Annotated in this window: 25 protein-coding genes; 17 read left to right on the top strand and 8 right to left on the bottom strand. The window is 53.3% G+C overall.

What is annotated here, in order from left to right; genetic code table 11:
* The first annotated feature begins 113 nt into the window (after positions 1–113).
* From FLZ89_RS05445 to FLZ89_RS05380, 14 genes are all read left to right on the top strand, one after another.
* Positions 114–377, top strand: coding sequence for a hypothetical protein (locus FLZ89_RS05445; RefSeq protein ID WP_253256413.1), 264 nt, complete (start codon positions 114–116; stop codon positions 375–377).
* A 166-nt stretch (positions 378–543) separates the two neighbouring features.
* Positions 544–1,374: an SIR2 family NAD-dependent protein deacylase gene (locus FLZ89_RS05440; protein WP_172613458.1), complete on the top strand. Its 831-nt coding sequence runs from the start codon at positions 544–546 to the stop codon at positions 1,372–1,374.
* Positions 1,350–4,169, top strand: coding sequence for an AAA family ATPase (locus FLZ89_RS05435; protein ID WP_253256534.1), 2,820 nt, complete (start codon positions 1,350–1,352; stop codon positions 4,167–4,169). Before FLZ89_RS05440 ends, FLZ89_RS05435 begins: the two co-directional genes overlap by 25 nt.
* 102 nt (positions 4,170–4,271) lie before the next feature.
* Positions 4,272–4,412, top strand: a complete 141-nt coding sequence (locus tag FLZ89_RS15645; RefSeq protein ID WP_172613457.1) for a hypothetical protein — start codon at positions 4,272–4,274, stop codon at positions 4,410–4,412.
* Positions 4,413–4,415: 3 nt separating this feature from the next.
* The gene (locus FLZ89_RS05430) at positions 4,416–5,393 is read left to right on the top strand and encodes an Rpn family recombination-promoting nuclease/putative transposase (protein WP_141304582.1); all 978 of its coding nucleotides are present in this window, start codon (positions 4,416–4,418) and stop codon (positions 5,391–5,393) included.
* 176 nt (positions 5,394–5,569) lie between these two features.
* Positions 5,570–5,812 (top strand): CopG family transcriptional regulator, encoded by a 243-nt coding sequence (locus FLZ89_RS16545; RefSeq protein WP_141304581.1) that lies wholly within the window; start codon positions 5,570–5,572, stop codon positions 5,810–5,812.
* A complete protein-coding gene (locus tag FLZ89_RS05420; protein WP_141304580.1) occupies positions 5,802–6,236 on the top strand; it encodes a PIN domain-containing protein in 435 nt (144 codons plus the stop codon). Before FLZ89_RS16545 ends, FLZ89_RS05420 begins: the two co-directional genes overlap by 11 nt.
* A gap of 68 nt (positions 6,237–6,304) precedes the next feature.
* On the top strand, positions 6,305–6,871 hold the full coding sequence (locus FLZ89_RS05410) for a nucleotidyltransferase domain-containing protein (RefSeq protein WP_172613456.1): 567 nt from the start codon (positions 6,305–6,307) through the stop codon (positions 6,869–6,871).
* A gap of 99 nt (positions 6,872–6,970) precedes the next feature.
* Positions 6,971–7,531 carry a metal-dependent hydrolase gene (locus FLZ89_RS05405; protein ID WP_141304579.1) on the top strand — a complete coding sequence of 187 codons (561 nt, stop codon included), beginning with the start codon at positions 6,971–6,973 and terminating at the stop codon, positions 7,529–7,531.
* Positions 7,532–7,709: 178 nt separating this feature from the next.
* Positions 7,710–10,652 (top strand): S-layer homology domain-containing protein, encoded by a 2,943-nt coding sequence (locus tag FLZ89_RS15640; RefSeq protein WP_172613455.1) that lies wholly within the window; start codon positions 7,710–7,712, stop codon positions 10,650–10,652.
* A gap of 85 nt (positions 10,653–10,737) precedes the next feature.
* On the top strand, positions 10,738–12,387 hold the full coding sequence (locus FLZ89_RS05395) for an S-layer homology domain-containing protein (protein WP_141263762.1): 1,650 nt from the start codon (positions 10,738–10,740) through the stop codon (positions 12,385–12,387).
* Positions 12,388–12,624: 237 nt separating this feature from the next.
* Positions 12,625–12,903, top strand: a complete 279-nt coding sequence (locus FLZ89_RS05390) for a UPF0175 family protein (RefSeq protein WP_141304578.1) — start codon at positions 12,625–12,627, stop codon at positions 12,901–12,903.
* Positions 12,887–13,387 (top strand): DUF3368 domain-containing protein, encoded by a 501-nt coding sequence (locus FLZ89_RS05385; RefSeq protein ID WP_141304577.1) that lies wholly within the window; start codon positions 12,887–12,889, stop codon positions 13,385–13,387. The genes FLZ89_RS05390 and FLZ89_RS05385 overlap by 17 nt, the downstream gene beginning before the upstream one ends.
* 170 nt (positions 13,388–13,557) lie before the next feature.
* Positions 13,558–14,079 (top strand): BON domain-containing protein, encoded by a 522-nt coding sequence (locus FLZ89_RS05380; RefSeq protein ID WP_141263764.1) that lies wholly within the window; start codon positions 13,558–13,560, stop codon positions 14,077–14,079.
* Between the two features lie 38 nt (positions 14,080–14,117).
* Here the strand turns inward: FLZ89_RS05380 and FLZ89_RS05375 are convergent, their stop codons facing one another.
* The 3 genes from FLZ89_RS05375 to FLZ89_RS05365 form a co-directional block, all read right to left on the bottom strand.
* Positions 14,118–16,097 carry a B12-binding domain-containing radical SAM protein gene (locus tag FLZ89_RS05375; RefSeq protein WP_141304576.1) on the bottom strand — a complete coding sequence of 660 codons (1,980 nt, stop codon included), beginning with the start codon at positions 16,095–16,097 and terminating at the stop codon, positions 14,118–14,120.
* A 65-nt stretch (positions 16,098–16,162) separates the two neighbouring features.
* The gene (gene thiI / locus FLZ89_RS05370) at positions 16,163–17,335 is read right to left on the bottom strand and encodes a tRNA uracil 4-sulfurtransferase ThiI (RefSeq protein WP_141263766.1); all 1,173 of its coding nucleotides are present in this window, start codon (positions 17,333–17,335) and stop codon (positions 16,163–16,165) included.
* A gap of 52 nt (positions 17,336–17,387) precedes the next feature.
* Positions 17,388–18,539 carry a cysteine desulfurase family protein gene (locus tag FLZ89_RS05365; RefSeq protein WP_141263767.1) on the bottom strand — a complete coding sequence of 384 codons (1,152 nt, stop codon included), beginning with the start codon at positions 18,537–18,539 and terminating at the stop codon, positions 17,388–17,390.
* A gap of 140 nt (positions 18,540–18,679) precedes the next feature.
* On the opposite strand from FLZ89_RS05365, the gene FLZ89_RS05360 reads away from it, so the two are divergent.
* On the top strand, positions 18,680–19,681 hold the full coding sequence (locus FLZ89_RS05360) for a hypothetical protein (protein ID WP_141263768.1): 1,002 nt from the start codon (positions 18,680–18,682) through the stop codon (positions 19,679–19,681).
* Positions 19,682–19,746: 65 nt separating this feature from the next.
* Here the strand turns inward: FLZ89_RS05360 and ypeB are convergent, their stop codons facing one another.
* The 3 genes from ypeB to FLZ89_RS05345 form a co-directional block, all read right to left on the bottom strand.
* A complete protein-coding gene (gene ypeB, locus FLZ89_RS05355) occupies positions 19,747–21,126 on the bottom strand; it encodes a germination protein YpeB (protein WP_141304575.1) in 1,380 nt (459 codons plus the stop codon).
* 24 nt (positions 21,127–21,150) lie between these two features.
* Entirely contained in the window at positions 21,151–21,642 is a 492-nt protein-coding gene (locus FLZ89_RS05350) for a cell wall hydrolase (protein ID WP_141263770.1), read from the bottom strand.
* A gap of 90 nt (positions 21,643–21,732) precedes the next feature.
* Positions 21,733–22,140 carry a hypothetical protein gene (locus FLZ89_RS05345; RefSeq protein ID WP_141304574.1) on the bottom strand — a complete coding sequence of 136 codons (408 nt, stop codon included), beginning with the start codon at positions 22,138–22,140 and terminating at the stop codon, positions 21,733–21,735.
* 139 nt (positions 22,141–22,279) lie between these two features.
* Between FLZ89_RS05345 and FLZ89_RS05340 the strand changes: the two genes are divergently transcribed.
* Positions 22,280–22,501 carry a hypothetical protein gene (locus tag FLZ89_RS05340; RefSeq protein ID WP_141263772.1) on the top strand — a complete coding sequence of 74 codons (222 nt, stop codon included), beginning with the start codon at positions 22,280–22,282 and terminating at the stop codon, positions 22,499–22,501.
* Between the two features lie 109 nt (positions 22,502–22,610).
* Here FLZ89_RS05340 and FLZ89_RS05335 read toward each other — a convergent pair whose 3' ends face one another.
* The gene (locus FLZ89_RS05335) at positions 22,611–22,946 is read right to left on the bottom strand and encodes a hypothetical protein (RefSeq protein WP_141263773.1); all 336 of its coding nucleotides are present in this window, start codon (positions 22,944–22,946) and stop codon (positions 22,611–22,613) included.
* Positions 22,947–23,067: 121 nt separating this feature from the next.
* Positions 23,068–23,301 carry an FmdB family zinc ribbon protein gene (locus FLZ89_RS05330; protein WP_054935597.1) on the bottom strand — a complete coding sequence of 78 codons (234 nt, stop codon included), beginning with the start codon at positions 23,299–23,301 and terminating at the stop codon, positions 23,068–23,070.
* A gap of 273 nt (positions 23,302–23,574) precedes the next feature.
* Here FLZ89_RS05330 and FLZ89_RS05325 point away from each other — a divergent pair, with 273 nt between their 5' ends.
* Complete coding sequence (locus FLZ89_RS05325; protein WP_141304573.1) at positions 23,575–25,239, top strand: PucR family transcriptional regulator; 1,665 nt, start codon at positions 23,575–23,577, stop codon at positions 25,237–25,239.
* The last annotated feature ends 108 nt before the right edge of the window (positions 25,240–25,347 follow it).

Below are 25,347 nucleotides of genomic sequence, written 5' to 3'. Positions count from 1 at the left end.
AGTTGCAAAGCTGATGGCATTTGGTCCAGCGAAGAGCTGGTGATTGGGTAAGATTTCTGCAACTGTCATGCCGGGAAGAGTGGATCAGGCTCTTTATAAGGAGGGAAATGGTAATGCAGTCGCCAATTTACCAGGAATGGGTAAGGGAAGAGCGGGCAGAAGCGGAAACTAAAGGCAGGATGGAAGCTCAAAAAGAAACGATTCTTAAATATCTCTCGCGCAGGTTTGGGGATCAGCCGGCTGACCTGGAAGAAAAGGTGCAGAAAATAGGTGACCTCCAAATCCTGGATCGCATTCTAGATGAGCTGTTTACTGCCGGGACTATAGAAGAAGCGCGGGCAGTTATTTTAGGAAAGATCGCCGGGAGCCTCCAGTAGGTGCTTGTAGGAGCGGAAACACTTAATTCTAGTTGGAGTCGCCGGCTGAGATTGGGGATGAGTATAAGTTGTCTGGATAATAAAGTCCCATTACGTAAGCCGCCAGGCGGCCCCGAACCCCGTCATCAGGTCGGTGTGGGAACCCTGTTGTTTGGAGGATTAAACCATGCATGACAAGTTAAGGCGACTTATAGACCGCTTATTTAGAAAAATGATTGTACCTTTCCTTGGTGCTGGCGTTAGTTACAATGCCGATCCAGATGGACTAACTAGAACGCCAGATATGATTAGACGTTTGGCACAAGAATTAATATTAGAAGCTGAAAAATCTACCGAACTAGCAAAGTTTTTATTATGCATCTGTGGCAAACAAGATGGGACAGAAGATGATCTTTGCATAGATAAGTTATGTAATGCCGGTATGGCTGTTCTTGCAGAAGTTTATATACATCTACATAATGAAGTTAAAGCCTGTAATATTTTAAGGGTTGCCGAGTTTTGTGATTTAGAACCTACCCCGACGCATTGCTATATTGCCTATATAGCACGGGAAGGCTATATAAACGAGATTATTACTACGAATTACGATACCTGCATGGAAAAGGCATATGAAAAAAGCTTTAATAGAAATTTTACTAGTCGACAGGTAAGAGTGGTAACGAATTTATCTGAATACCGTCATTTTATCGATGATAGTAATCCCAAATACCCACTTCTACATATTTATAAAATTAATGGTTGCGCTAAAAAGTTTAAAGAAGATCCCCAAAACGAAGCTGCTAATATTGTTCTTACAGAACGCCAATTGCAGAACTGGCGCGAAAATAAATGGGCCCAGGACATGTTCCGTGACCGATGCCGTACGCGGTCGATATTATTTTCAGGTTTTGGAAGCGAGGATATATTAGAGGGTATAAGAAATCTTATTACAGACCCTGCTAAAATAAAAAAAGAAGCAGTTCATTGGAAGAAATGGGTGGAGGAAATCTATCAATGATAGAGCATTTCAAGGAACTTTCAACCAAGATAAATGGGATACCTATTAAATGTCAAAGGGAGTACTTTGAAAATGATGGAGCATTACCACCTTCTTTATTAATAACCTCTCCGGTTATGGTAGTTGCCATTTTTGCTCCTGATGCAAATAAAACATGGAATGAGCAACATGCTGCTTCATTTAAAAAGGCAGTCAGAATGATTAATTACGTTATTCAATACCATGATACTCATCAAAACCTCGTTGTAATATATGTGGCACCTGATAAAGAACACTATAAAAATGCTGAAAGAGATTTTGTTAACCCATCGTTTACTGAGGGGGAATATGTTCTTTATTTATTTCGTGAGGAAGATATAAAAAAAGTAGACAAAATACTTTCGTTATTTGAAAATATCCAATGGCGAATCGAAAAAATAACCTTTGAAGAATGGTTAGAGGCTGTCTTGAAAATTCAGGACAACAAACTCGTTAAAGAATGGTTGCAGGATTTTTTAGAGGAATTGTTAAAAAAAGAGATAGCCCTTGATTTACGTCAGGTAATTATAGATTCAATTCGCCAAAAAGCAGAAGAAATAGTTCGGCAAATAGAGGGAGGTTCTCGCAATGGAAGAAACGATCAGGATAAAAGAGATTACACTGAGGGCTTTAAGTGTTTTTTTAAAAAGCAGTCAATTAATTGTGATGCCGATGTCATAATTCTTACCGGAAATAATGGTTTTGGTAAAACTTCATTTATTGAGGCCCTCGAACTTATGGCTACAGGGAAAATTGAGCCGCGGATAGGTGAAAATAGCACTAAGAGGCCTTTCGAGAACTATATCAATAAGAATTTGTTATCAGGCGAAGCCAAAGCCAGGATAGAGGTCAAATGTCAAGACGGGCGAGTTTTTCAAGCAACGCTATTACCGGAAAGATTAGATGAAGAAAGTACTCTATTTCCACTCAATGGTTTTTCAACTTCATTTGTACGCAGTAGTTGTTTTTTTTATCAGGATGGGATAGAGAGTACATTTGGCAGGTCCCAGGAAGGAATTCAAGGAATAGCTGATGCTTTCGTAGGCGATTTTCCTAATAGGGAAATCCTGCTGGATGCGCTGGTAAAAGCGGCCGCTGAGGTCGAGAATATTCGAAGTAGCTTTCGAGCCAATTTAGGCAATGAGGATATTTTAAAAAATGAAGCGGCTGAGCAGGCTGGGAATTTACAAGCAATCATAGAATCAAATGAGTATCTAAAACAGCTAATTCCATTCCCAGCAAAGTTGGTTATCACGGGCAGAAAATTTGCCGCCCGGTATAAGGAAAATTTACAAAAATGGGTTGCAGCTTTAACCGGGCATGAACAGGGAGACCAGCCTGTATGTAAATTACTTGAGGAAGCAATTAAAGCAATTGAAAGTATAAGGAAGCAAGCTTTAGCTGATATACCACCACAAGCTGATATAAATGAAGGAGTTGCCAGGTTAAAAGAATTATTGGATAACCTTCCTGATTTTTTTCCTGTAACTGAAACTTCCCCGAAGGAAGATATTGCCTTAAAAGAGCTTACTGAGAAGGAAAAAGCCCTTGAACTAGAGCTCGCCAGGATCAAGACGCAGATGGGGCTTCTTTTAAGTGAAGAACAACTACCTATTCCAGGTACAAATATTTCAACCTGGATGGGGGAAATCCCCCTTATTGCTTCAATCGATTATATGTTAAAGGTAAAGGCTAGTTCCCCGGAAGTAGTAGTTGATGAGATATGGTCGATGTTGGAAAAGCATGGTTGTGATTGGAGCGATAAATTAAAAAGTAAGTGGCTTCAATATAAACAACTCCATGACGAAGCCACGGCAATTACCCAAAAGATATTTGAGATTAGAAAAGAAATTACTGGTATAAAGAAAAAAGAGGCGGATTTTGATAATCTTTTGCAAGCCCTCAAATTATGGAGTGCCATTTTTGGAGCTCCTTTAGAAAAAGTAAACTTGGAAGATGGTACTGGATATGATCTTAAAAAGGCCCGTATGATGCTAAAAGAAAAATTCGTGAATATAAATGCTGCTGAAACAATGACAGCTTGGAATAAAGTATTGGAGTATCTACATAAATGGCAACAGATTGGACAAAAGCTAGAAACAATTAAATTAAATTGGACCCCAGCAGCAAGAGAAGCCGATAAAAAGCTTTCAGATTTTATTAGCTGGGCCACTAAGAGAAATTTAGATAAATGGATCGAGGCAATAAAAGGGAATGCTTTAAGGGAAAATTATATTTCTCAATTAAACCAAGCCCTTGAGTATATTCTTTTTCAATTCGGTATGGGTAAAGATCTGGCCAAAAATGTTCATTTTAAACGTAGTAATGGTAAGTTATATATACAGAGGTGGTCTGAAGATAATATAATAAGAGAAACAAATATTTTTCCTACTTTCTCGACAGCCCAAATAAATCAATTGGCAATTGCCTACATGCTTGCCCTTAATTGTGGGGTTAAAAATCATCCATTAGGTTTTATTTGCCTGGATGATGTATCTAGCGCATTTGATTTAAATAATCTTGCAGCCGATGCCCATCTAATTCGCATGTTGGCTTATGGTAACAATCAGAGGCGCCAAGTTTTTATTACCAGCCATCATGATATTATCACTTCACGACTTTTGCCCTTACTATTGCCACCTAGTGGATTTAGACTTAAAGTGATTGAATTTACTTCTTTCCGGCCAGAAACAGGACCAGAACTAAGGTTTTATGAATGTAAGCAGGCAAGATCAGGGTACATAGCCTTGCAGAATGTTTTTAAGGTGAAGGCATGATTACCCTGTTATTTGCCTCTGCACCGGTCTGCTGGGGTAAATTTATTCTCTTGGAGATGATAGTGCTATGAACTGGCAGCAACTCTGTATGGAAAAAGACTGGTGAACGGGATGGAATACGCCTGTGGCTCCAGGTTGTTCTATGGTAAAATAAAAAAAGGAGAATTATCCCTGAAGCCCTCAATCGATCTCCCGATCAAACGTTTGGTCCAAATTCCTGCAACGGTCATGGGGGAACTGTAACGAATGAACATCGATCACGACCGGCTTTTTAAGGAACTAATCGAGACCTTTTTTGCTGAATTCATGCAAGCCTTTTTCCCCCGGGCATATGAAGCCATTGATTTTACCCATGTAAGATTCCTACAGCAGGAAGTCTTTACCGACGTCACTGCCGGCGAAAAACACGAGGTCGATATTCTGGTAGAGACCCGCCTTAAAGGCGAAGAAGGCCTGATTATGGTTCACATCGAGCCGCAAAGTTATGTGCAAAAAGAATTCAACGAGAGGATGTTTATCTACTTCAGTCGCCTTTACGAGCAATACCGCTGCAAGATCCTGCCGATAGCCATCTTTACTTACGACCAGGTACGGGACGAACCCGATACATTCACAAGTGGATTTACTTTTCTAGACGTATTGCGCTTTCGTTTCTATAAACTGGAACTAAAGAAGCTACCGTGGCGGGAATATATTCACAGCAACAATCCGGTAGCAGCCGCGCTTCTTAGTAAAATGGGTTTTAAAGATGAAGAGAGGGTGCAGGTAAAGTTAGAATTCCTGCGCATGCTGACCAGGTTAAAACTGGACCCGGCGCGGATGGAGATGTTGGCCGGATTCTTCGAGAGCTACCTGAAGCTAAGCCAGGAGGAAGAAGAAAGACTCAACTGTGAACTGGGTAGAATTGATAAGAAGGAGGCTGAGACAATCATGCAGATTACTACCAGTTGGCATGAAAAAGGCCGGATGGAAGGCAGAATGGAAGGTAGAATGGAAGGTAGAATGGAAGGCCTGAAGGAAGGCCGGATAGAAGCCCAAAAAGAAACGATTCTTAAATATCTCTCGCGCAGGTTTGGTGAACAGCCGGCTGACCTGGAGGAAAAGGTGCAGAAAATAAGCGACCTCCAAATCCTGGACCGCATTCTGGATGAGCTGTTTACTGCCGGAACTATAGAAGAAGCGCGGGCAGTTATTTTAGGAAAGATCGCCGGGGACCTCCAGTAGGTGCTTTTAGGCTCCAAACAACTGCGCTGCCGGCTCCGGAGTACGCCTAACGGGCAATTTGGGGATCAGCGGTAAGGATGGGCAGGTTTTCTAGCCGGGCGTGGGTAGCAAGAAGCTGAAAGGCCTTGTATATCACGTAAATATGGGTTACACTTATTTACGTGGAGGTGTTTAAAATGGAATATCAAAATATTACTTTATCCCTACCTAAGCAGGTACTGCAAAAGGTTAAGCATATAGCTATAGAGAGGCAAACCTCTGTGTCGGGCCTTTTGGCTCGAACCCTTGAGGAACTCGTCCGGCAAGAAGATAGCTACGCCAAGGCTCGCGAACGCCATACTGCTTTGTTAAGAAATGGTTTTTGCCTTGGTACCGAGGGTAGAATTACCTGGCGGAGAGCAGATATCCATGAACGATAATTTAAGGCGCCAGTTCGTCGATACTAATGTCCTCGTTTATGCTCATGATATCTCGGCGGGTAAAAAACATGAGAAGGCCAGGGATCTTATATTAAGTTTGTGGGACTCCCGTCAGGGCTGTATTAGTCTGCAGGTGCTGCAAGAGTTTTACGTGACGATAGTTCAAAAGGTAGCAAAACCGGTTGCGCCGGAAACGGCCGCAAGGATAATTGCCGATTTAGGCCAGTGGACACTGCATGTGCCTGATGTCGAGGATGTTCTGGAAGCTATTGAAATCCAGCAGCGGAATGAATTATCATTTTGGGATTCGCTTATTATCTGCAGCGCCAAAAAGTTGGGCTGCGATGTTATCTGGACCGAAGACCTTAATACCGGCCAGCGTTACGAAGGGATAGTGGTTTTAAACCCGTTCCATCTGGACTAAGCAATCTGCTGATTTGCAAGAAAAATTGCAGCCGCTTACAGCGGCCCAGATTTACAGCTTCTTTGCCGATGTGCCTTAATCCCGGTCTTGAGGAGAGTGCAAAAGGGGGAGTTGCCGGCCTTGCGCTATGGACGGCAACTGCGCATACCGGCGAGCGCTTTAGAAAAATTAGGACGCCCAAAGTGAAGGAAGGTAGGAGTTTGGAACGGTTTAAGTTCTATTCCTTGACTGATGAGGAGAAGCATAGCCTGCTTCAAAGAATTGCTGCCTGCTTAAAAGGAAGAGAGGAGATAGCCTTTGCCTATCTTCACGGTTCTTTTCTCTGTGAAGGTCCTTTCAGGGATATTGATCTGGCCGTTTATATCAATGATGAGAGGATAGATTCAGATTACTTCCTTTATGAGATGCAGTTGGAAGATTCCCTCCGGCAGCTCATTCCTTTCCCAATCGATGTCAGGGTTATTAATAGAGCTCCTTTATCCTTCAAATATACCGTTCTAAAAAACGGTTACCTGTTAATAGAGAATGTCCCCAATATCAGAGTTGATTTTGAGGAATACACGCTGGATAGGTATTTTGATTTTGCCCCGTTTCGGAAACGCTATTTAAAGGAGACGCTTGGCCTTGAAATTTGATGCTTTAAAAGCCGGCAGCCCTAGATGCACGGCGCGGTCCATTTTTTACGCTACCGTGAGGTTGATTTTCTTTAGAAAGGAAGCACGTGGGCATAGCTGATGCTGTTTTTAGGTCACGCGGGTTTGACCCTGGCGGCAGCCAGGGTGATAGAAAAGGTGATGGGTTCAGGCGGCAGGCAGAGGCCGGGCGGCAGGATGCGGCCGCCGGGGCCGATAGATTACCGCCTGTTCCTTATCGGTTCTATGCTGCCGGATATTATCGACAAGCCCCTGGGCGGGGTGATTCTTAAGGAAACCCTGGGTAACGGCCGTATCTACGCCCACACCCTGGTTTTTTTATTATTTGCCTGGGCCGCCGGCCTGCTGTGGTGGCGGCGTTGCCGGCGGCCGGGGGGCCTGATCCTGGCCGGGGGTAGCCTCATGCACCACCTGCTGGACGGGATGTGGCGCTACCCGGCTACTTTCCTCTGGCCCCTGTACGGCTGGGGCTTTCCCCGGGGCCGCCCGGAAGAGTGGTTCTGGCAGTGGCTGGCGGGGCTCCTGCACGACCCTTCTGTGTATGTGCCGGAAGCAGCCGGCGGTATCGTTCTTTTGTTCATTTTTGGACAGCTTATCTGCCGGGGAGGGGTGATGGCGTTTTTGAGGCGGGGCAGGTTGTAATAGACAGGCTTGAGTGTTTGTAGTGGTTTGATGGTAAACTTTTCTTATTGGTTTTGGTTTTTTAGGAGGAATTACCAAAAATGGCGAATATAGCAAGTGAACTGGAGGGAGTTAACAAAATTTGCCTCTGAAAGGCTCGTTACGGGCGGGTCCGGAGGGGGCGTTAGGAGGGTTAGATGTGCGCATCAAGGGTTTATGGTCGTACCTGGCCGTTGTTGTTTGCCTGAGCCTGGTGCTGGCCGGCATCCCGGCCGTGCCTCATGCCGCGGCGTCGTCTAGCGACCCGGTAGGCGAGCTGGTTGAGAGGCTCCAGCCGGTGTATAACTGCCTGGATGACGGGGATAAGGCTGTTATCCAGGAGGCGAAGAATGAGATTGCGGGGCTTGATAAAAACGTCATTGAGGGTATTATAGCTAGCAATGGGCTAATAACCCAGGCAGTGACTTCGCGCCTTGGTGATAATGCCGTCTCTACTCTAGCTGAAATGCTTAAGGAAGCAGCAGCCATTCAATATTCCACAGATGCAGGCGAACTTCAAAATAGACTACAGGCTTTTCGCAGTACATGGGGTTCGACGGTGAGCAATCTTCTGGGAGAAGGTGTCACCCTGGACGACGCTTGGCAGTTTGTAATAGATACGGAGCGGGCGATGCCGGGGGTGCTTAAAAACAATCTGACTGACCTGTCTGGATTCATCCGGGATAAAAACTACAACGAGGTTTTAGAAGCCTTCGAGCAGTACCTGCGGCAGGCAGCCCTCAGCGTCCAGTCGCCCTTCCGGTACAGTATTGAGCAGCTCGGCTGGAGCGTCGAAAAGCTGGTCAATGTAAAGGACGCCCTGCGTGATACAGTAGATGGTAAAGCCGCCGAGCAGGCCCTGTTGAAAGGCTACATACGCTCGGTGACGGTACCGCAGGAGAATACTAGCGTGCCTATTTATGCCGGCAGCACCAAGGCCTACAACCTTAAGGTGCAGGTACCTGGCGGGAGCACGACCTTCAATATTCCAGGCAGCGTGTTGAAATGGAAATCATTAGATACCAGTATTGCCGATTTTGATAATTATAGTAATATCCTCCGGGCCAAAGCAGGGGGAACGGTCAAGGTACGGGCGTTCCACCCTGGCAACATGGCCGACAATGCCTGGCTGGCTGAATTTACCGTGACAGTTCAGCCACCTATACCTGTAACAATTGGAACACCGGTAGAAGTTAATTTAGGAACTCAGTTAAGTGACCTTGTCGATCCATCTTCTGGCGAACTCAAGGAACCTGCTACCTTGACTTTCGGCGATGATGCTAGCATCCAGATTGTTCTGCCAGCAGGGTTTAAATTGCCAGCCGATGCCAAACTAACAGTTGAGAAAAAAGATGCTAATAGCGTACAACCACCACCGTCTGGCGTTGCAATCAGCGGCGAGGTTGTTGATATTTCCTTTCCCAAAATGCCGGCAGGCCAAAAGGTGACCATCGGCCTAAAAAGAAAAACCGATACAGATAAAGTTGCCATTTTCTACCTAAATAACAACAAATGGGAATATCAGCCGAGCTGGCTGGATGGGGATATCGTTAAAGCGGAAGTTGAACACTTCTCGACTTACGCAGTTCTGCAGGATACCACCCCGCCGGCTAATGTTACCCTGACCAAGGGGAATGTCACCAGTTCCAGTGTGGTATTGAATTTTTCCGCTACTGACATTTCGGGGATCAAGGGTTACGACATTATTCGCAACAACAATAAAATTAACGCCCAGCTGATAACAGGCAACACTTATACTGACACCGGCCTTAGCGCGTCAACAACCTATACTTATAAAGTAATAGCCTATGATAATCTGGAGAATACGGCCGCAAGCCCTGAACTTATTGTAACCACTAGCGCTGCTTCCGGCGGCGGAGGCGGTGGTGGCGGCGGCACCTCCCAGACCGGGAAATCCACCACTACCACCGACTTCGGCCAGGTAACGGTCGACAAATCGACGGGCAGCGTGACGACCACAATCGATGCGGCCAAAGCGGCCGAGCTGATCGCCCAGACTTCCGGCCCGGTGGTCTTTAAGGCCGACATCCCGGCCGACGTGACCGTCAAGACCGCTACGGTGGAACTGCCGGCCGCCGTCTTTACCAAAGCCGCGGAAGCCGGTAAGGCCCTTTCCCTGGAAGTGGCCGGCGTCAAGGCGCTTCTCCCGGCAGGAGTGATACCGCCGGAGATCCTGGCCGACCCGGAAACAAAAATTAATTTCGCCTTCCAGGTCCTGGATGAAGCAGAGGCCCGGGCGTTTACCGGCGGCCTCCCGGCCGGCATGCGCCAGGCGGCGGACGTTATCGAGATCGACCTGTATAGTGTTAAGGGCGACGACCAGCAGGCGGTAACCCCGGCCAAACCGGTAACCCTTACCTTGACCTATCGCCCGCAGGGTGTGGACGCCGACAAGCTGGGCATCTATCGTTACAATGTAGCTGCCGGCGCCTGGGAATACAGGGGCGGCCGGGTCGATAAGACCACCAATACTATCAGCGCCGTCCTCAATTCCTTCTCGAAGTACACGGTGCTGGCCTACGATAAAACCTTCAGCGACATTCAGGGACACTGGGCCCAGCGGGATATCGAGATCATGGCTGCCCGCCACGTTGCGGCCGGCATCACGACCAGCGAATTCAATCCGGAAGGCCAGGTGACGCGGGCGGAATTTACGGCCTTCCTGCTCCGCGCCCTGGGTATCAGTGAGGATAGAACCGCTGCCAATCCCTTTACTGATATCCAGCCCGACGATTGGTACTACGGCGCCGTAGTGACTGCCTCCAGGACCGGCCTGGTGGCCGGCTATGAGGACAGCAGCTTCCGTCCCGATCGGGCCATCAGCCGCCAGGAGATGGCCGCCATGTTGAGCAGGGCCCTGGCTTACGCCGGCCGGAAAGTGGACGTTACCGGTCGGATGGATGATATCTTGAGCAGGTTCAGCGACAGCGGCAGCATTGCGGCCTGGGCCAGGGAGAGCGCGGCTGTGGCGGTAGAGTCCGGGCTGATTGTCGGCCGGACGGCCACCACCTTTGTGCCTCTGGGCAATGCCACCCGGGCGGAAACGGTGGTCATGCTCAAGCGGCTGCAGGACCGCATCTAAGTCTAACTTGCTTGCTAAAAAAGGTACGGGGGATGCCCTGCCGCAGGCGGGCATGCCCCCTATTTTTTAATCGGAGGGGAGAAGGTTGCTGCGGAGGGTTTCTACGAGGGTTTTTACCTGCTGGACGCTGTTGTTCCTTATGCTGCTGTCCCTGGTGGGAGGGCCGGCCGCCCCGGCCGCGGGGCTGGATCTCCCCGGCCTGTATGACCGGCTGAAGGATGATCCCGCCTACCAGCCCTATCGCCAGGAACTGCTGGAAGAGTACCGGAAGCTGAATAGCAGTGAGCAGGCCATGGACAGCGACATCCGTTCCTTCCTGGCCGATGTGCAGGATCGGCTTGCTAATGCCGATACGAGCAGCCTCAAGGATGAAGACGACGTGAACGCCCTGGTCATGGAAACGGCGGCGGAAGTGCTGCTGACGGGTAATTACAGTACCCTGGCCAGTGCCCTGGCGGCAACTTCTGACATTCAATCCATCCTGAAGGGCAATTTCCCGCCGGCCCTGGAAGCCGTCCGGGAGCAGATTGTAGCCGCCCTGCTGGGGAGCACCGGGCAGGCCGTATCCGGCGGGGGCGGGGCGGCAGTGCCTCCGGCCGGTACGGGAGAAGAGATCCAGCGCGACGCTGCTGCGGGAGTTGTTACCTGGCGGGTGAGCCCGGAGGCGGCCGCCGGGATAAAGGATAACAAGCTGGTCCTTTCCCTGGCCGGGGAGACTGTTCCTACCCGGACCTTTTCTCTGCCGTCTGATCTGCTCCGGGACCTGGGGCAGAAAAAGGCGGAGCTGGAGCTGGACTACGGCCCGGTGGTCCTGACCCTGCCGCCGGCCTCCCTGGCGACTTTGAGCGACTTCGGAGCAGTAGACCTGACGTGCCGGCAGGAGAGCCCGGACCCGGCGCAAGTAAAAGGCATCAACGGGCCGGGCTACAGGGCGGCAGGCATGGTTTATACCCTCACCGCCGGGGATAAGGCGGGGCTCCCGGCCGGCATCCCTGCCAGGATAAAATATGAAGAGCGGCAGGGGTTGGACCGGGACCTCCTGGGCGTTTACCAGGTGCAAAGCGATGGTTCCCTGGTTTATCGCGGCGGTCATGGGGTGGAAGGGAATCCCTACCTGGAATTTGCCCTCCCCGGGGACGGGAGTTACATCGTCCTGGAGTACCGGGCTGATTTTGCCGACCTGGCGGGCCACTGGGCGGCCAGGGATGTAGAGATTATGGCGGCCAGGCATATCGCCGCCGGCGTGGGGGAGGGGCGGTTTGAGCCTGACCGCGAGATTACCCGGGCCGAATTTACGAGCCTCCTGCAACGGGTCCTGGATCTGCCGACGCCGGGGGCGGCAGCCGGCTTTAGCGATGTGCCGCCTGAAGCCTGGTACGCTCCTTCCGTTGCCGCCGCTGTCCGGGCGGGGCTGGTGCACGGGTACGAGGATAAGACCTTTAAGCCCGACAATCCGGTGACCAGGGCGGAAATGGCGGCCATGCTGGCCAACGCCCTGGCCTTGAAAGGCCTGGCGGTGCAGCAGGAGCCCGGCCGGGTGGAAGCCGTCCTGCAGAACTATAAAGATCAGGCGGTTGTTCCCTCCTGGGCTCGCTCGGCCATGGCGGCAACAGTAACGGCCGGGATTATCGGCGGCCGCGATGACGGCCTGGCGCCCCTGGAGCACGCCACCAGGGCCGAAGCCGTAGTTATGCTGAAGAGATTGATGGATAAAGGTTTTGCGCCGGGATTGTAGGCTAAAGTTCCTTCCGGATAGTCCCTGGTCATAAATCTATGCAGGGTTAAAGACGCGTTACCCGGCTGGTATGGGTCGGCCAGGTAGTCGGCCGGGTCGGTGCTGAGGATGGTACCGATATCCCGCGCCAGCTCACCTATCTGGAACATCAGGTAACACAGCTTCTGCATAGTAGCACAGGCAATATTGATAAATTGGCAGTCCTGGGGTAAAATGGGATAGAGGAAGGTGACTGAAATGGCGAAAGAGGTTGTTGTGAAAATACCTGACGATGTCTATGAAAGTTTAGGATGGAAAAAAGATTTGGCAGGGGAAATATTAAAGAGGCTGGCTGCTGCATTATACGCCGAAAGGAAGGTTTCTTTGGGCAAGGCTGCTGAAATGAGCGGGGTGTCTTATAGCGCTTTTTTAGATGTCCTTGCTGAAATGGGCATTACATTGAATTATGATGAAGAAGAATTAGAACATGATTTGGAAACCGTAAGGAGGCTATTGGCGCGTGAAGGTAATAGCTGATACTTCCACGCTAATAGCCTTGTCCCATTTGCGACAGTTAGATTTGGTAAAAAAGCTGTGGAATAAGATTTTTATACCGGAAATGGTTTATGAGGAAGTTTTGCAAGGAGGTCCTGGAGGCCCTGGTGTTCAAGAAGTAGAAAACGCCGTGAAGGCTGGGTGGTTGATAGTTCATAAAGTGCAGTCAAATAGAGAAGTGGCCTTCTTGATGACGGTATTGGGACCAGGTGAAGCCGGGGTTTTGGTATTGGGGAATGAGCTCGAAGCTGACCTGCTTATAATTGACGAAAAGAAGGCGCGGCGTATTGCAGTTCAAGCCGGGTTTGAGGTGTTAGGAGTGCTAGGTGTAATCAACTTAGCGGTAAGCAAGGGTCTAATTAATCGTAAAGAAGCGCCAGCAATGATTGATATTTTAAAAAATAAAGGGTTCCGTTTGGGAGAAGGCCTGGTTGAGAGGTTTCTTAAAAGTATGGAGATCCAGTAAGTGCCGGTGCGCCGGTGCTTTTTGATTCCCCTTTTGAGAATTGAAAAAAGCGCCGGTGCGCGCTGATGGATAAAGTAGGCTGGAGATAGGCCCGCGTGTTGACACTGCCCCTGCCTGATCTAAATGGTGCCCCACACCCATGAACTTGCTGTTGCCGGGGTATACTAGATTTGACTGACAGCAAGGGAGTGGGCATGATGGACGATACTTCTTTACGGGAAAAGGTGCGGCAGATTTTGCGCGAGGATAAGGATCTGCGCGGTTACGGCCTGAACGCCGACGTGGTAGCGGGCGAGGTCCAGCTCCAGGGGATCGTCGATACCCTGAAGGAGAAGGAGCGGGCCGAAAGGCTGGTGCGGCAGGTTCCGGGGGTGAAAGGCGTAGCCAATGCCGTGGCTATCAGCACCGACGGGGCCATCAGGGACGAGGACGTAACCATGGAGGTCCATGAAGAACTGGACTTAGATCCGCGCGTTGACCTGCGCCATATTGGCGCCGAAAGCGTTGACGGCCACGGCACGGTGGTTTTAAAGGGCCGGGCGGAAGAGCCGGTCGAAGTGGAAGCGGCCCGGGAGGCGGCAGCTAAAGCCCGGGGCGTGACCCGGGTGGTGAGCCAGGTTAAGGTAGGGGAAGAGGAAATGAGCCTGGAGGATATTTTCCACCGCCAGGTGAACAATGATAGGGAAGAGTAAGCCTTGATTTACTTATTCAAGCAGGCGCGATACTTGATTTAAAAAATTTGCGGCTCTATTTCAATGAGGGGTAAACAATATACCCTTGTCTCACTTCCAGGGGGACCGTAGTAAAAGAAGACGAGGGTCGATTCGTCCTGTTCCGGTCTCTCCGGGTGGCAGGGGAAGAGTTCGATAAAGCCGTGGCGGCGCAGGTTTGCCGGGGTTTCTTTCGCGAGCTCCGGCATATATTTTTCTATGGACCGGGGAGCGGTTATCTGCGCCATGCAGTTTGAGCGCTCTTCCTGTGTCAGTGGCGAGGGCGGCATCCAGCCCGGGTAGTTCCGGCTGCGGTCGCGGCAGAGAAAGTCGAATTTAAGGAGCTGGTAGAAACGGTCCAACTGGCGGGCGGTAAGGGGGTAAAAGCGTTCCGGCCATACCGCGCCCGGTGGAGTAGGGTGTCCCGCCTCCCTTTGCGCGCCCGGTTCTTCCAGGTACGGTTCTCCTGGCGCGGCGGGCCGGGCCATACCGGCGGGGCCGGACAGGCCGGCGGCAAAGGCGGCCAGAAGCTCAAAAAGGTCCCGCTGGCGGTGGCCGCGGCGCAGGAGGCCACGGGCCTCCCACCAGGCGGCCAGGGTCTCGTATAGGGTGAAGCAGCTGCCGTCAAAGGCGGTCGCAGCCAGGTAGGCCAGGGCGTGGTCGGCCAGGTGGCTGTTGCCGTAATGGCGGAGCAAGGTTTCCACGCTGTGGAGGCGGAGCATTTCTTCGTAGGTAATGGTGCTGCTGGCCAGTACCTCGTAGGGCGGCCGGTCGATGAAACGGTAACCGAATTCCCGGGCCCGGGCGCGCAGGCTCGTGCCTTTCAGGAGTTTCAGGAAGCCGAGCTGGATCTCGTGGGGTTTTAAGGCCGCTACGGCGTCGAAACTTTTGCCCACGCCGGCGTAAGTTTCCCCGGGCAGGCCGGCGATGAGGTCCAGGTGCAGGCGGATGTTCTCCATTTCCCGCAAGCGGCGGACATTGGCCGCCAGGCGCTCCCAGTCCTGGCGGCGATTGCAGAGGACGTTTACCCCGGCGTCAATGGTCTGGACGCCGATTTCGAACTGGAACAGACCCGGCGGTACCTGGTTGAGATGGGCCAGCATCTCTTCGTCCAGGCGGTCGCCGGCGATTTCAAAGTAAAAACGGGCGCGGGGCCTGCGGGAGAGGAGGAACTCCCAGATGGCCAGGGCCCGTTTTTTGTGGGCGTTGAAGGTACGGTCGACGAACTTGATCTCCCGGACGCCGGCCTTGAGCAGGCGTTCCAGGTCGTCCCGGACGCGTTCCAGGGAGAAATAGCGCAGGCCCTCCGTAGCGGATGAGAGGCAGAAACCGCAGGCGAAGGGGCAGCCGCGGGAGGTTTCGTAGTATACCGTGCGCTGGCGGAGGTCGTTGCCGGCGGCGTGCAGGTCTTCCTGGTAGGGGAAGGGGATGGCGTCCAGGTTGCTGGGAAGCGGCGCCGGCGGGTTGACGACAACCTCCCCGCCCTGCCGCCAGGCCAGGCCGGGGATGGTTGCCGGGTCGGGTACGGGCCCCGCGGCAGAACTCCCCGCGGCCGGCCGGGCTATGGAGGCGGAAATGGGTTCCTCCCGGCCCCCTGCCGGGAGGTGCTGTTGCCCGGCCAGTTGTTCCATGAGGGCGCGGAAGGGGATTTCCCCTTCGCCGGTGATCACCAGGTCAACCTGGGGGTTTTGCGCCAGAAAGGCGGCCGTGTCGAAGGAAACCTCCGGGCCGCCGCAGAGGATAGGGAGGTCCGGGCGGACGGTTTTGAGAATCTGGATCACGGCCAGGGTGGGGTCGATATTCCAGATATAGCAGGAAAAAGCCACCAGGTCGGGCCGGTACCGGTAGATAGCGGCGGCGATATGTTCCGGGTGGTCATTGATGGTGAACTCATCCAGGATAAAGGTGTGGGGCAGGTCGCGGCAGCAGGCGCGCAGGTAGCGCAGGGCCAGGTTGACGTGGATGTACTTGGCGTTGAGAGTGGTTAACAGGACCCGCAAAGGTATACCCCCGTAAATTAGAAGTCAGAGACAAGACACCCATGCCGCTGGTGCGGCACGTCGGCTTACAATCCAGTATCTTCGGGCTCTACTGTTAGGATTTCCAGGCTTGCCAGGCACTCCTCGACGAGCTCCGCCACGGCCAGGTTCCTTTCGGCCGCCTCCACCCGGGCCAGGGGCGGTTTGGTGGCCGGGTGTTTGGGGACAAAAAGGGTGCAGCAGTCTTCGTAGGGCCGGATGGAGATGTCGTAAGTGCCGATGCGGCGGGCTACCTCGATGATCTCGCTTTTGTCCCAGGCTACCAGGGGCCTTAAGACCGGCAGGTCGACCACCTTGTTGATGACGGCCATACTCTGGAGGGTCTGGCTGGCCACCTGGCCCAGGCTTTCTCCCGTAAGGATGGCCAGGGCCTCCTCTTTGGCAGCCACCGCCCCGGCGATGCGGAACATTATGCGCCGCATGATGGTGACGTAAAATTCCTCCGGGCAGTGCTGGCGGATGGCCTTCTGGATATTGGTAAAGGGGGCTACCACCAGGCGGAAAGGTCCGCTGTAGCCCGCCAGGACCCGGCAGAGGTCGATGACCTTTTCCTTGGAGCGTTCGCTGGTAAAGGGGAAGCTGTGGAAATGGAGGGCCGTGAGCTCCAGGCCCCGTTTCATACCCATGTAGCCGGCCACCGGACTGTCGATGCCGCCGGAGATCAGGAGCAGCCCCCGACCGGTGACCCCCACGGGCAGGCCGCCGGGTCCGGGGATGATGCGGGAGTAGATGTAGGCTCCTTCGTCGCGGATTTCCACATGGATAATCCGGTCGGGATGGTGAACGTCTACCTTCTGGCCCTGGCTGTGGGTCAGGAGATAGGCTCCCAGCTGCCGGTTGACCTCCGGCGAGGCGAGGGGAAAGCGTTTATTGGGCCGCTGGGTCTGGACCTTAAAGGTGGTGCCGGGGGAATCCTTTAAAACGGCCAGGGCGGCTTTTTTGATGGCTTCCATCTCCAGAGGAGCTGTAGCTACCGGGCTCATGGAGACGATGCCGAACACTCGCTGCAGGCGCCGGGCTACGGCTTCCAGGTCGTCATGCAGGTCAACGAAGACGCGGCCGAAGGTCTTGCGCATCCGGCGGGGCGGCAGGTCGCCCAGGGCCCGGCGCATGTTGTCCAGGAGTTTGTCCTCAAAATAAGGGCGGTTATTGCCTTTCAAGCTGATCTCGCCATAACGCACCAGTAAGGATGTATACATGAAAATTTCCTCCGCACATAGCTATCTTGCTATTCGTAAACAGTCTTTTTTCCTACAAAGCCCACAGTTCCGTTACACATTCCTTTATAGCTTCGACAGCAGGGGTTACTTCATCAGGAGTATTTAGGGCCCCCAGGCTGATGCGGATGGCCCCTTCCAGGCGCCAGCGTTCCAGGTGCAGGGCTTTGAGGACGTGGCTGGCCTCCTGCTTGCGGGAGTGGCAGGCCGAACCGGTGGAGACGTAGATGCCCCTTTGCTCCAGCATGTGGACCAGGACTTCCGCCCGGACGCCGGGGAAGGAGACATTCAAAATATGGGGGGCGCCTTCCTCCGGAGGGGGCCCGTTAATTCGCGCGCCGGGGATGGATTCCAAGAGCCTCGTAGCCAGCTCGATTTTTATTTCCCGCATTCTGGCCACCCGTTCCTCCATGTGAGCGGCAGCAAGCTCGGCTGCCAGGCCAAAGGCGGCAATACCCGCCGTATTTTCTGTTCCCGCCCGCCGGCCGGCTTCCTGGTCACCGCCAACGAGTAAAGGCTCCAGGCGCAGTCCTTCCTTTATATACAAGGCACCGGTACCTTTGGGCCCGTGGATTTTATGGGCGCTGAGGGATATAAGATCAATACCTGGCTGCTGACAGTTCAAGGGAATTTTGCCGTACCCCTGGATGTGGTCGACATGCAGGACGGCCCGGCTTTTGCTGCGGACCAGGCGGGCAACCTCCTCGACAGGCTGCAGCGCTCCCGTCTCATTGTTAACGCTCATAACGCTTACCAGGATAGTATCTTTCCTTAAGGCGGCTTCCAGATCGGCCGCACTGATGACGCCCCGGGAGTCTACCGGGAGATAGGTAACCTCGAAACCTTCGGTCTCCAGCCGCCGGCAGGCGGCCAGCAAGGAGGGGTGCTCGACGGCCGTGGTGATAATGTGGTTACCCTGGCGCCGGCGGGCGCGACTGATACCCCATACGGCCCAGTTATTGGCTTCGGTGCCGCCGGAGGTAAAGTAGACTTCCGAGGGCCGGGCGCCTATCAGGCCGGCTACCTGGCGGCGGGCGTGAGCCAGGGCCTTTTCAGCGGCAATACCCAGGCCGTGGAGGGAAGAGGGGTTACCGTAATTTTCCACCAGCATTTTATGCATTACAGCCGCGATGGCGGGCAGAACGGGTGTGGTAGCACTGTTATCCAGGTAGATGGCTGGCTGCAAGGCGGCAAATCCTCCCTTGGCAATGGCTGTTTCTCACTAGTATTATACAACAAATGGTCGCGACTTAAAGGCCCGTGGCACCACTCCTGGGGTGCAAGCATATTGTAAATTAAAATTGTCACCTTTGAGGAGTGGCGCTCATGCAAAGGGTAGATAGAGCCCTATCGAGGTACCGGGAGGATCTTTTGAGTTTGCCTAACGTGGTGGGTGTAGGGAAGGGATTTAAGAGCGTCCGGGGCGAGATAACCAAGAAGCCGGCAGTTGTAGTCTTAGTCAAGGAGAAATTACCGGTTGCTAGATTACAGCGGGGGTCCAGGATACCCCGGGTACTGGATGAAGCGGACACCGATGTCCTGGAGGTAGGGGAACTGCGGCTCCTGGGCCGTACCGATTACCAGCGGCCGGCCCGGCCGGGGATGAGCATCGGCCATTATAAAATTACCGCCGGTACCTTCGGGGCGGTGGTGAAAGACCGGCAGACGGGGGAACCCCTCATCCTTTCCAATAACCACATCCTGGCCAACATTACAAGCGGCCGCGACGGCCGGGCCAGCATCGGCGATCCCATCCTCCAGCCCGGTCCCTATGACGGCGGCACCAGGGATCAGGTAATCGGCTACCTGGAACGCTTTGTACCTATTCATCCTGTCGTTCAGGAGGTTACCTGCAGTCGAGCTTTGCGCTTCCAGGAAATCCTCAACCGCCTGGTGCACCTGGTACGGCCCAATTACCAGGTCAGGATGCAAAAAATGACGGCGGCCACCAATATTGTTGATTGCGCCGTGGCCCGGCCGGTCAGTAAAGATGTTATCCAAACGGAAATCCTGGATCTGGGGCCGGTGAAGGGTGTCCGGGAGCCCGAGCTGGGCATGGACGTAGTAAAGAGCGGGCGTTCCAGTGGCATCACCCGCTCCACCATTAAGGTTCTCCAGGCCACCGTCAAGGTACTCCTGGAAGAAGGGTTAACCGGTATGTTCAGCGACCAGTTCGTTACCGGCCCTCTTGCCCAGCCGGGGGACAGCGGCTCTCTGATCCTGGACAAGGAAAATTACGCCGTCGGCCTCCTTTTTGCCGGTTCGGACCAGACTTCGGTCGGCAATCGCATTCAAAATGTCCTGGAGCAGCTGGATGTTGAATTTTAGCTCCGCGGTTCGCTGCTTTCCCCGGCTCAAGCCTCCATGGCTCCTGGGTCGGGGTTAAATTTATGCTACATAGTCAACTGGCCGCCAGGCACGTCAACTATTTGCAGCACCTTTTCTTCTTCACCCGTGATGGCGTTGATATATGAGAGGTAATAGGTATCATCGAGCTTGGTTTTAACTTCATAGGTGAGCTTTTCTATCCCCCCGGGCAGGGGTATCAGGGCCAGCCGGACGCCTTCAACCTTGAGGCCGGAGTTAATTTTGGCCCGGGCCTCGGCTGGGGTTAGCTTTGGTTTGGGCAGCTGGCGGTTGTGATGAGCCATATAGTAGGGTGTCGCGTCCCAGCCGGTAATTTCCCCGTTGTCCAGGGCTACCTTGACCTTTACCTGGTCGGGATAAAGGAGGACATCGCCTTCTTTAGCGGCGAAGGTAATCACCTGGCTATTACCGGTGCGCACGGTATACGTGGGCTGCATATTGGCAAAGCCGTGGGCCTTTAAGAAAGCCGTGGCCCGCTCCAGGGCTTTGGCAGCGTCGAGGGTGGGAGCGCCAACCGACCGGGTATTGAGGAGGGAAATGATTTCCCCGCCCTGTTTGCTGACATCAATGTGCACTATCACATTGGGACGCCGGTTGTCTATTAAGTTAAGGGCAAAGGTGGGCAGGAGGCCGTTGCTGGTCCGGGTGGCCTGGACGCGGTAACTGCTGTTGCTGGCGTCGTTGGCAAAGGCAAGTGCTTTGCGTTCAGCCTCAGCCTGGGAGATCTCGCCGCCCTTAAGGCCCAGGGGGCGCGGCTTTTCCAGATGATCGGAAAAGGGACCGTCGTAGTTCAGGCTGGGCAGGGTTTGCAGGCGCCGGTCGGCGTTAACGAAGCCCTCCAGGGGCCCGGCCTGGGCCTGGACGGGAACGGCCAGCCTGGCAATGGTCCTTAAGGGCTGCGGCATCCGCGTGCTGTAGAAACTGCTCCAGCGCAAACCTTTGCTGGCTACCTGGCTTTCCGTCTGGCGGAGATCCAGGGCTAGCCGCTTCATTTCATCGCGTAACCTGGCCAGCTGTTCCCTCTCCTGGGGGCTTATTTCCCCGCCTCGGGCTAGCTTTTGCGCCAGGTAGTTGCTGTAGTCGCTGGTCTGGGCCAGGAATTTGCTGGTATTGATGGGCTTTATGCCCGGGGTAGGCAGCTGGCTTAAGGACAGCTGGGCGGCAGCCGCCTGGTTCCAGGCTTCCGTCAGGTGGACGGCCTGCTGGCGGGGAGAACTGCTGGCCAGGGATTTACCTATACTGACCTGGGCCTGCTCTACGTAACTCAAGAGGTTATAGAAGTCGCGCTGGCCGCCGGCCTCTACGGCGTTGGCCAGGGTTAAACGGTTGGCCCTCTCCCACAGGCCCCAGCCGACGGCCATTAACAGGGCCAGGGTCAGGACAATGGTAGAAATCCTGCGTTTCAAGTTAAAGCACCATCCTTTCGGGGTTTAACGGGCAAAGACGTGGTTACCGATCTGGGTAATAATGGTCCTGGTCCAAATCCAGGGGCTGACGGGCTTGGCCGGGTTCCAGAAGAAAAGGGCGCCGTAGGTGGGGTCCCACCCATTCAAGGCATCGGCGGCAGCCGCGGTAGGTGAAGCCAGGTTGGTGACCTGCCAGATAAGGCCATTGTGGACGCTTTCAAAGGCCCAGGGTTCGTAAATCACGCCGCTGATGCTGGTGGGGAAGAGGGGGCTGCGCACCCGGTTCAAGACGACGGCCCCTACGGCTACCTGGCCCTCATAAGGCTCGTTGCCGGCTTCGGCAGCAATTAACCGTGCCAGGAGGTTAAGTTCATCCCCCACAGCAACCGGTACCCCGGCCTGGGTGGGGAGGGCTCGGGGGACATGCCCCTGGCGATAAAACTGCCACAGGGCGGCACTGATTAAGATGACAACCAGGAGAACCGGTATGATTAAGCGGCGGCGGGAAGGATACATAGATTTTCCTCCTTGTTTCCTTATTCCGCCTTTAGTGTGGATGGGCAGCCAGGGCCTTATACGTAAAAAAAGCGCTGGATAGCGCTCTTTTTAGTTACTGCGAAAGCGATTACTGCGGGTTTGCTGGGGCGGGGGATTTTCCTGCTTAGGTACTGTTTCCTGGGCTTCTTTTTCTTTGACGCCCCTACTTTCTTTGGCACTCATGAGCAGATTCATGAGGCTGGTGAGTAAGGCCGGGTTTTTGCCCAGCAGGCCGGCCAGGTCGGCTGGCGGTTTGACATTGCCGCCGCTTCCCTGGCCCAGGACGGCATTTAAGGCTTCCTGGATGACGTTGCTGCCCTCCGCCTTGGCCGGTATGGCGACATTACCGTGCAGGAGATTTAAGATACCCAGCAGATCGACCAGGCCTAACAGTCCGGCTATCTCATTAAAGTTTAGGGCCTGCTGCTGGGGGCCCAGTAATTGGTGCAGGACTTCAAGCAGATTGGTCTTTTCCACTGCGGCCACCTCCACAAATCCTTCCCTTTAATATATGCGGGAGGTAATCAATCAAGCGCTGCACCAACATTGTTTTAGTTGCATATTTTTAACTATAGAGGATTGCTTTTCTCATTAAATTGAAACGGGAGGGAGCAAGATGGCCGATTATATTGTCGATCCCAATCTCCTGGCCGTTATCCAGAGCCTGAAGCCCTATATGAACAGCCGGGCTCTCCAGTGTACCGAAGTGGCCGAAACGCTGCTCGAGATCTTAGCCAGTGAACAGGCCCGGCGGGTCCAGGAAAAATTACAGAGTTTACGCCAGGAGTACAAAATGGCAGTGCAGGCGGCGAAGGCAAAAAAACCGGGTGATAAATGAGATGATAAACAGAGAGGGCGGGACCCTTTCTCTCTTTTTTTAATTCTAATTTTATTGCTACTGTCCACCGGCAGCTTTCCCGGGCCCGGCACCTCTCCAGGAAGCTCGGTTAAGTATAACTCAGGCGGACGCGGGCCGGTCCACCTTCCCGGGGATTTCCTGAAGAAGTGGCAGCAGGTGTCCCGGGGCTGGAACCGGCAGCCGGCGGCCTTTCGCCGGTGGGGGGGCGCAGGGGGGAGTGGACGACAGTCAGGCTGTTTAAGATTACCTCTTCTTCCCAGGCAAGATGGCCGTTTTCGTAGCGGCGGCGGCGGATTTCGGCTCTGGGGATAAAGGCGGAGACTTCATGGGGCAGGTCGTAAGTCAGGCGGCGGATTATCCGGATGACGGCATTATCTACGTGGAGCTCAACTTCATCGGTATTCAGCGGGCATTCCGGCAGCAAGGGAGACACCTCCTTTGCTGCCAGTATATGTAATAGGGGAGGAAAAGGCGCGGGCTGAACAGGTCGCCGGGTATAACGCCAGTTTTAAGGGCCGGTCCCCGTCAGGGGGCCGGCCCCGGTCTTAACTGGCCTTGCTTTCCGTCTTCGTTTCCTCTTTAGCCTTATCCTTATATTCCTGGCTGCGGTTTTCGGTGGTATAGAAACCGCCGGCCTTGTAGATGACGCTGATATTATGCCCGATCAGCCGGTGTACAGGCCCGCCGCAGGTGGGGCATTTCTCCAGGGGAGGGGCGGTAATGCGCTGCTCCTGTTCAAATACCCCGCATTTGGCACATTTGTATTCGTAGATAGGCATTGTTACCACCTCCGCTTGTCTGTATATAGGTCTAGCTTTGGTTATACGCCAGGAATTCAGATTTGTCAAGATAGCTCTTGGCCTGTCACGGCGGCCCGGTCATACCCGGGGTAAAGGAGCACCCTTTCTTTTACCCTGCCTGGTGTAAAATAGAGCCATTTTACCGCTTTTTTACTCCTGGAACCGCCTTTTGTTTATGTTATTATTATAATTGCTGGCCGGACTCTGCAGCTTATTTATATCTGTTCCCGGAGGAATATGGAGTGAAGCTTTATGGGCATAACCGTCAGAGAGGCTTTAAAGTTGGGGGGCCTGCAGAGGGCCACCCTGCTGGCTGGCGAAGCAGGACTAGATAATGTTATAAAATTTGTAGATATCCTGGAGATACCTGATCCCCGCGGGTGGCTCAGGCCCAATGAATTTATTATTACAACAGGATATGCGGTAAAGAACGACCTGGAAGCGCAGTTGAATCTTTTACGGGAGCTGGCAGGGGCGGGCGGAGCCGGCCTGGCCATAAAGTTCGGGCGGTTTATCGGCGCTGTTCCGGAGGAAATGTGCCGCCTGGCCGGCGAGTTAAAGCTGCCCCTCTTGAGTGTGCCTGATGACGTCCCGTATGTGGAGATCACCAATCCACTGATGGCGGCCATTGTCAATGAACAGGCAAGGCAGCTTGAGTATTCGGAGAAAGTCCACCGTAAGCTTACCCAGGTGGCCCTGGAGGCCAGCAATCTCCAGGCCGTTGCCACAGCTCTGGCCGCCCTGGTGGAGCGGGAAGTAGTTATTTGCAATGAGGAATTCAAGCCCCTGGCAGAGGCGGGTAAGGGCCCATCTTCGGAAACCTTTCAGCTGCCGCCTGAAGAAGCCAAAAGGCTCAATTTGACGCAGAAAGCGGTAGAAGTAGCCCTCTGGTACAAAGGGACACGGCGGCGGTATTTTGCCTCTCCTGTTGACGTCAGGGGCCGGCGCTATGGCTACGTAATGGTAGAAGGGCAAACGCCCTTGAGCGAATTAAACCATATCGCCCTGGAGCATGCCGTGACGGTAACTGCCCTGCAAATGGTCAAGGAAGAAGCTGTGGCCGAAGTCCAGCGGAGCCTGCAGCGGGATCTGCTGGAGGACCTGATAGCCGGGGCCTTTCGCCATCGCGAACTGGCCGTCAGCCGGGCTGAAGCCCTGGGTATTTTTCTAGAGGAACCCAAGGTGATCATGGCCATCGACATAGATGATTTTAGCGGTTATCTCTTGCACCGGCCCGAAGCCTATGAAACAAACGCTGAAAAGCTAAAACGCAATTTTCACCGGTCAGTAAATTCCTGCCTTGCAGCCTTAGAACGGCGGGTTTTAACGGTCCAGCGCAGCGACAGCGTTGTAGCCATCTTACCGGCGTCAGCGGAGGAAGGGCAAGCCAGAGTGGGCTGGAGCAACTTAAGAATTAAGCTCCAGGAACTCGCTGTGGAAATTCAACAGCAAATTGCCAGGGAGTTGAACGGCGTAACTGTATCCGTGGGTATAAGCTCTGTAGCCCAGGACCCTATGGAGATCAGCAAGCGCTACCAGGAGGCTAGAAACGCCATAAGGACGGCCAGGCTTATCAAAGGAAGAGGCGCCGTAGCGTTCTGGGAGGATGTAGAATTATACCATGTTTTGGGGCAATCGGGCCGGGCCCTGGCCAGGTTTTACCACTCGATTCTGGGATCGCTGGATCGTCCGGAAGTCAAAAACCGTGAAGTCCTGCTGGAAACTTTACGCGTTTATCTCGAGTCTGAGGGAAACGTAATGGCTGCAGCCGAAAAGCTGTACGTGCACCGTAATACCCTGCGTTACCGGCTGCAGCGAATTGAAGAACTTCTCGGGCGCGATCTGGATTCGCCTGACGAAAGACTAGCCATCTGGCTGGCCCTGAAGGCCCGGGCACTCCTCAAATCTGATAAATAAATTGTGCTGGTTGCATAAAAATGAACCCGATATATTCATACCGCTTGGCCATAGATACCAGGCGGTTATTTTTATATAATCTCATCTCAGGTATTATGTTGAGCATTA

The sequence above is a fragment of the Moorella sp. E306M genome (assembly GCF_006538385.1).
GTDB lineage: Bacteria > Bacillota > DSM-521 > Neomoorellales > Neomoorellaceae > Neomoorella.
The sequence above is the reverse complement of the archived record's forward strand: the minus strand, read 5'-3'. Positions and strand labels throughout refer to the sequence as shown.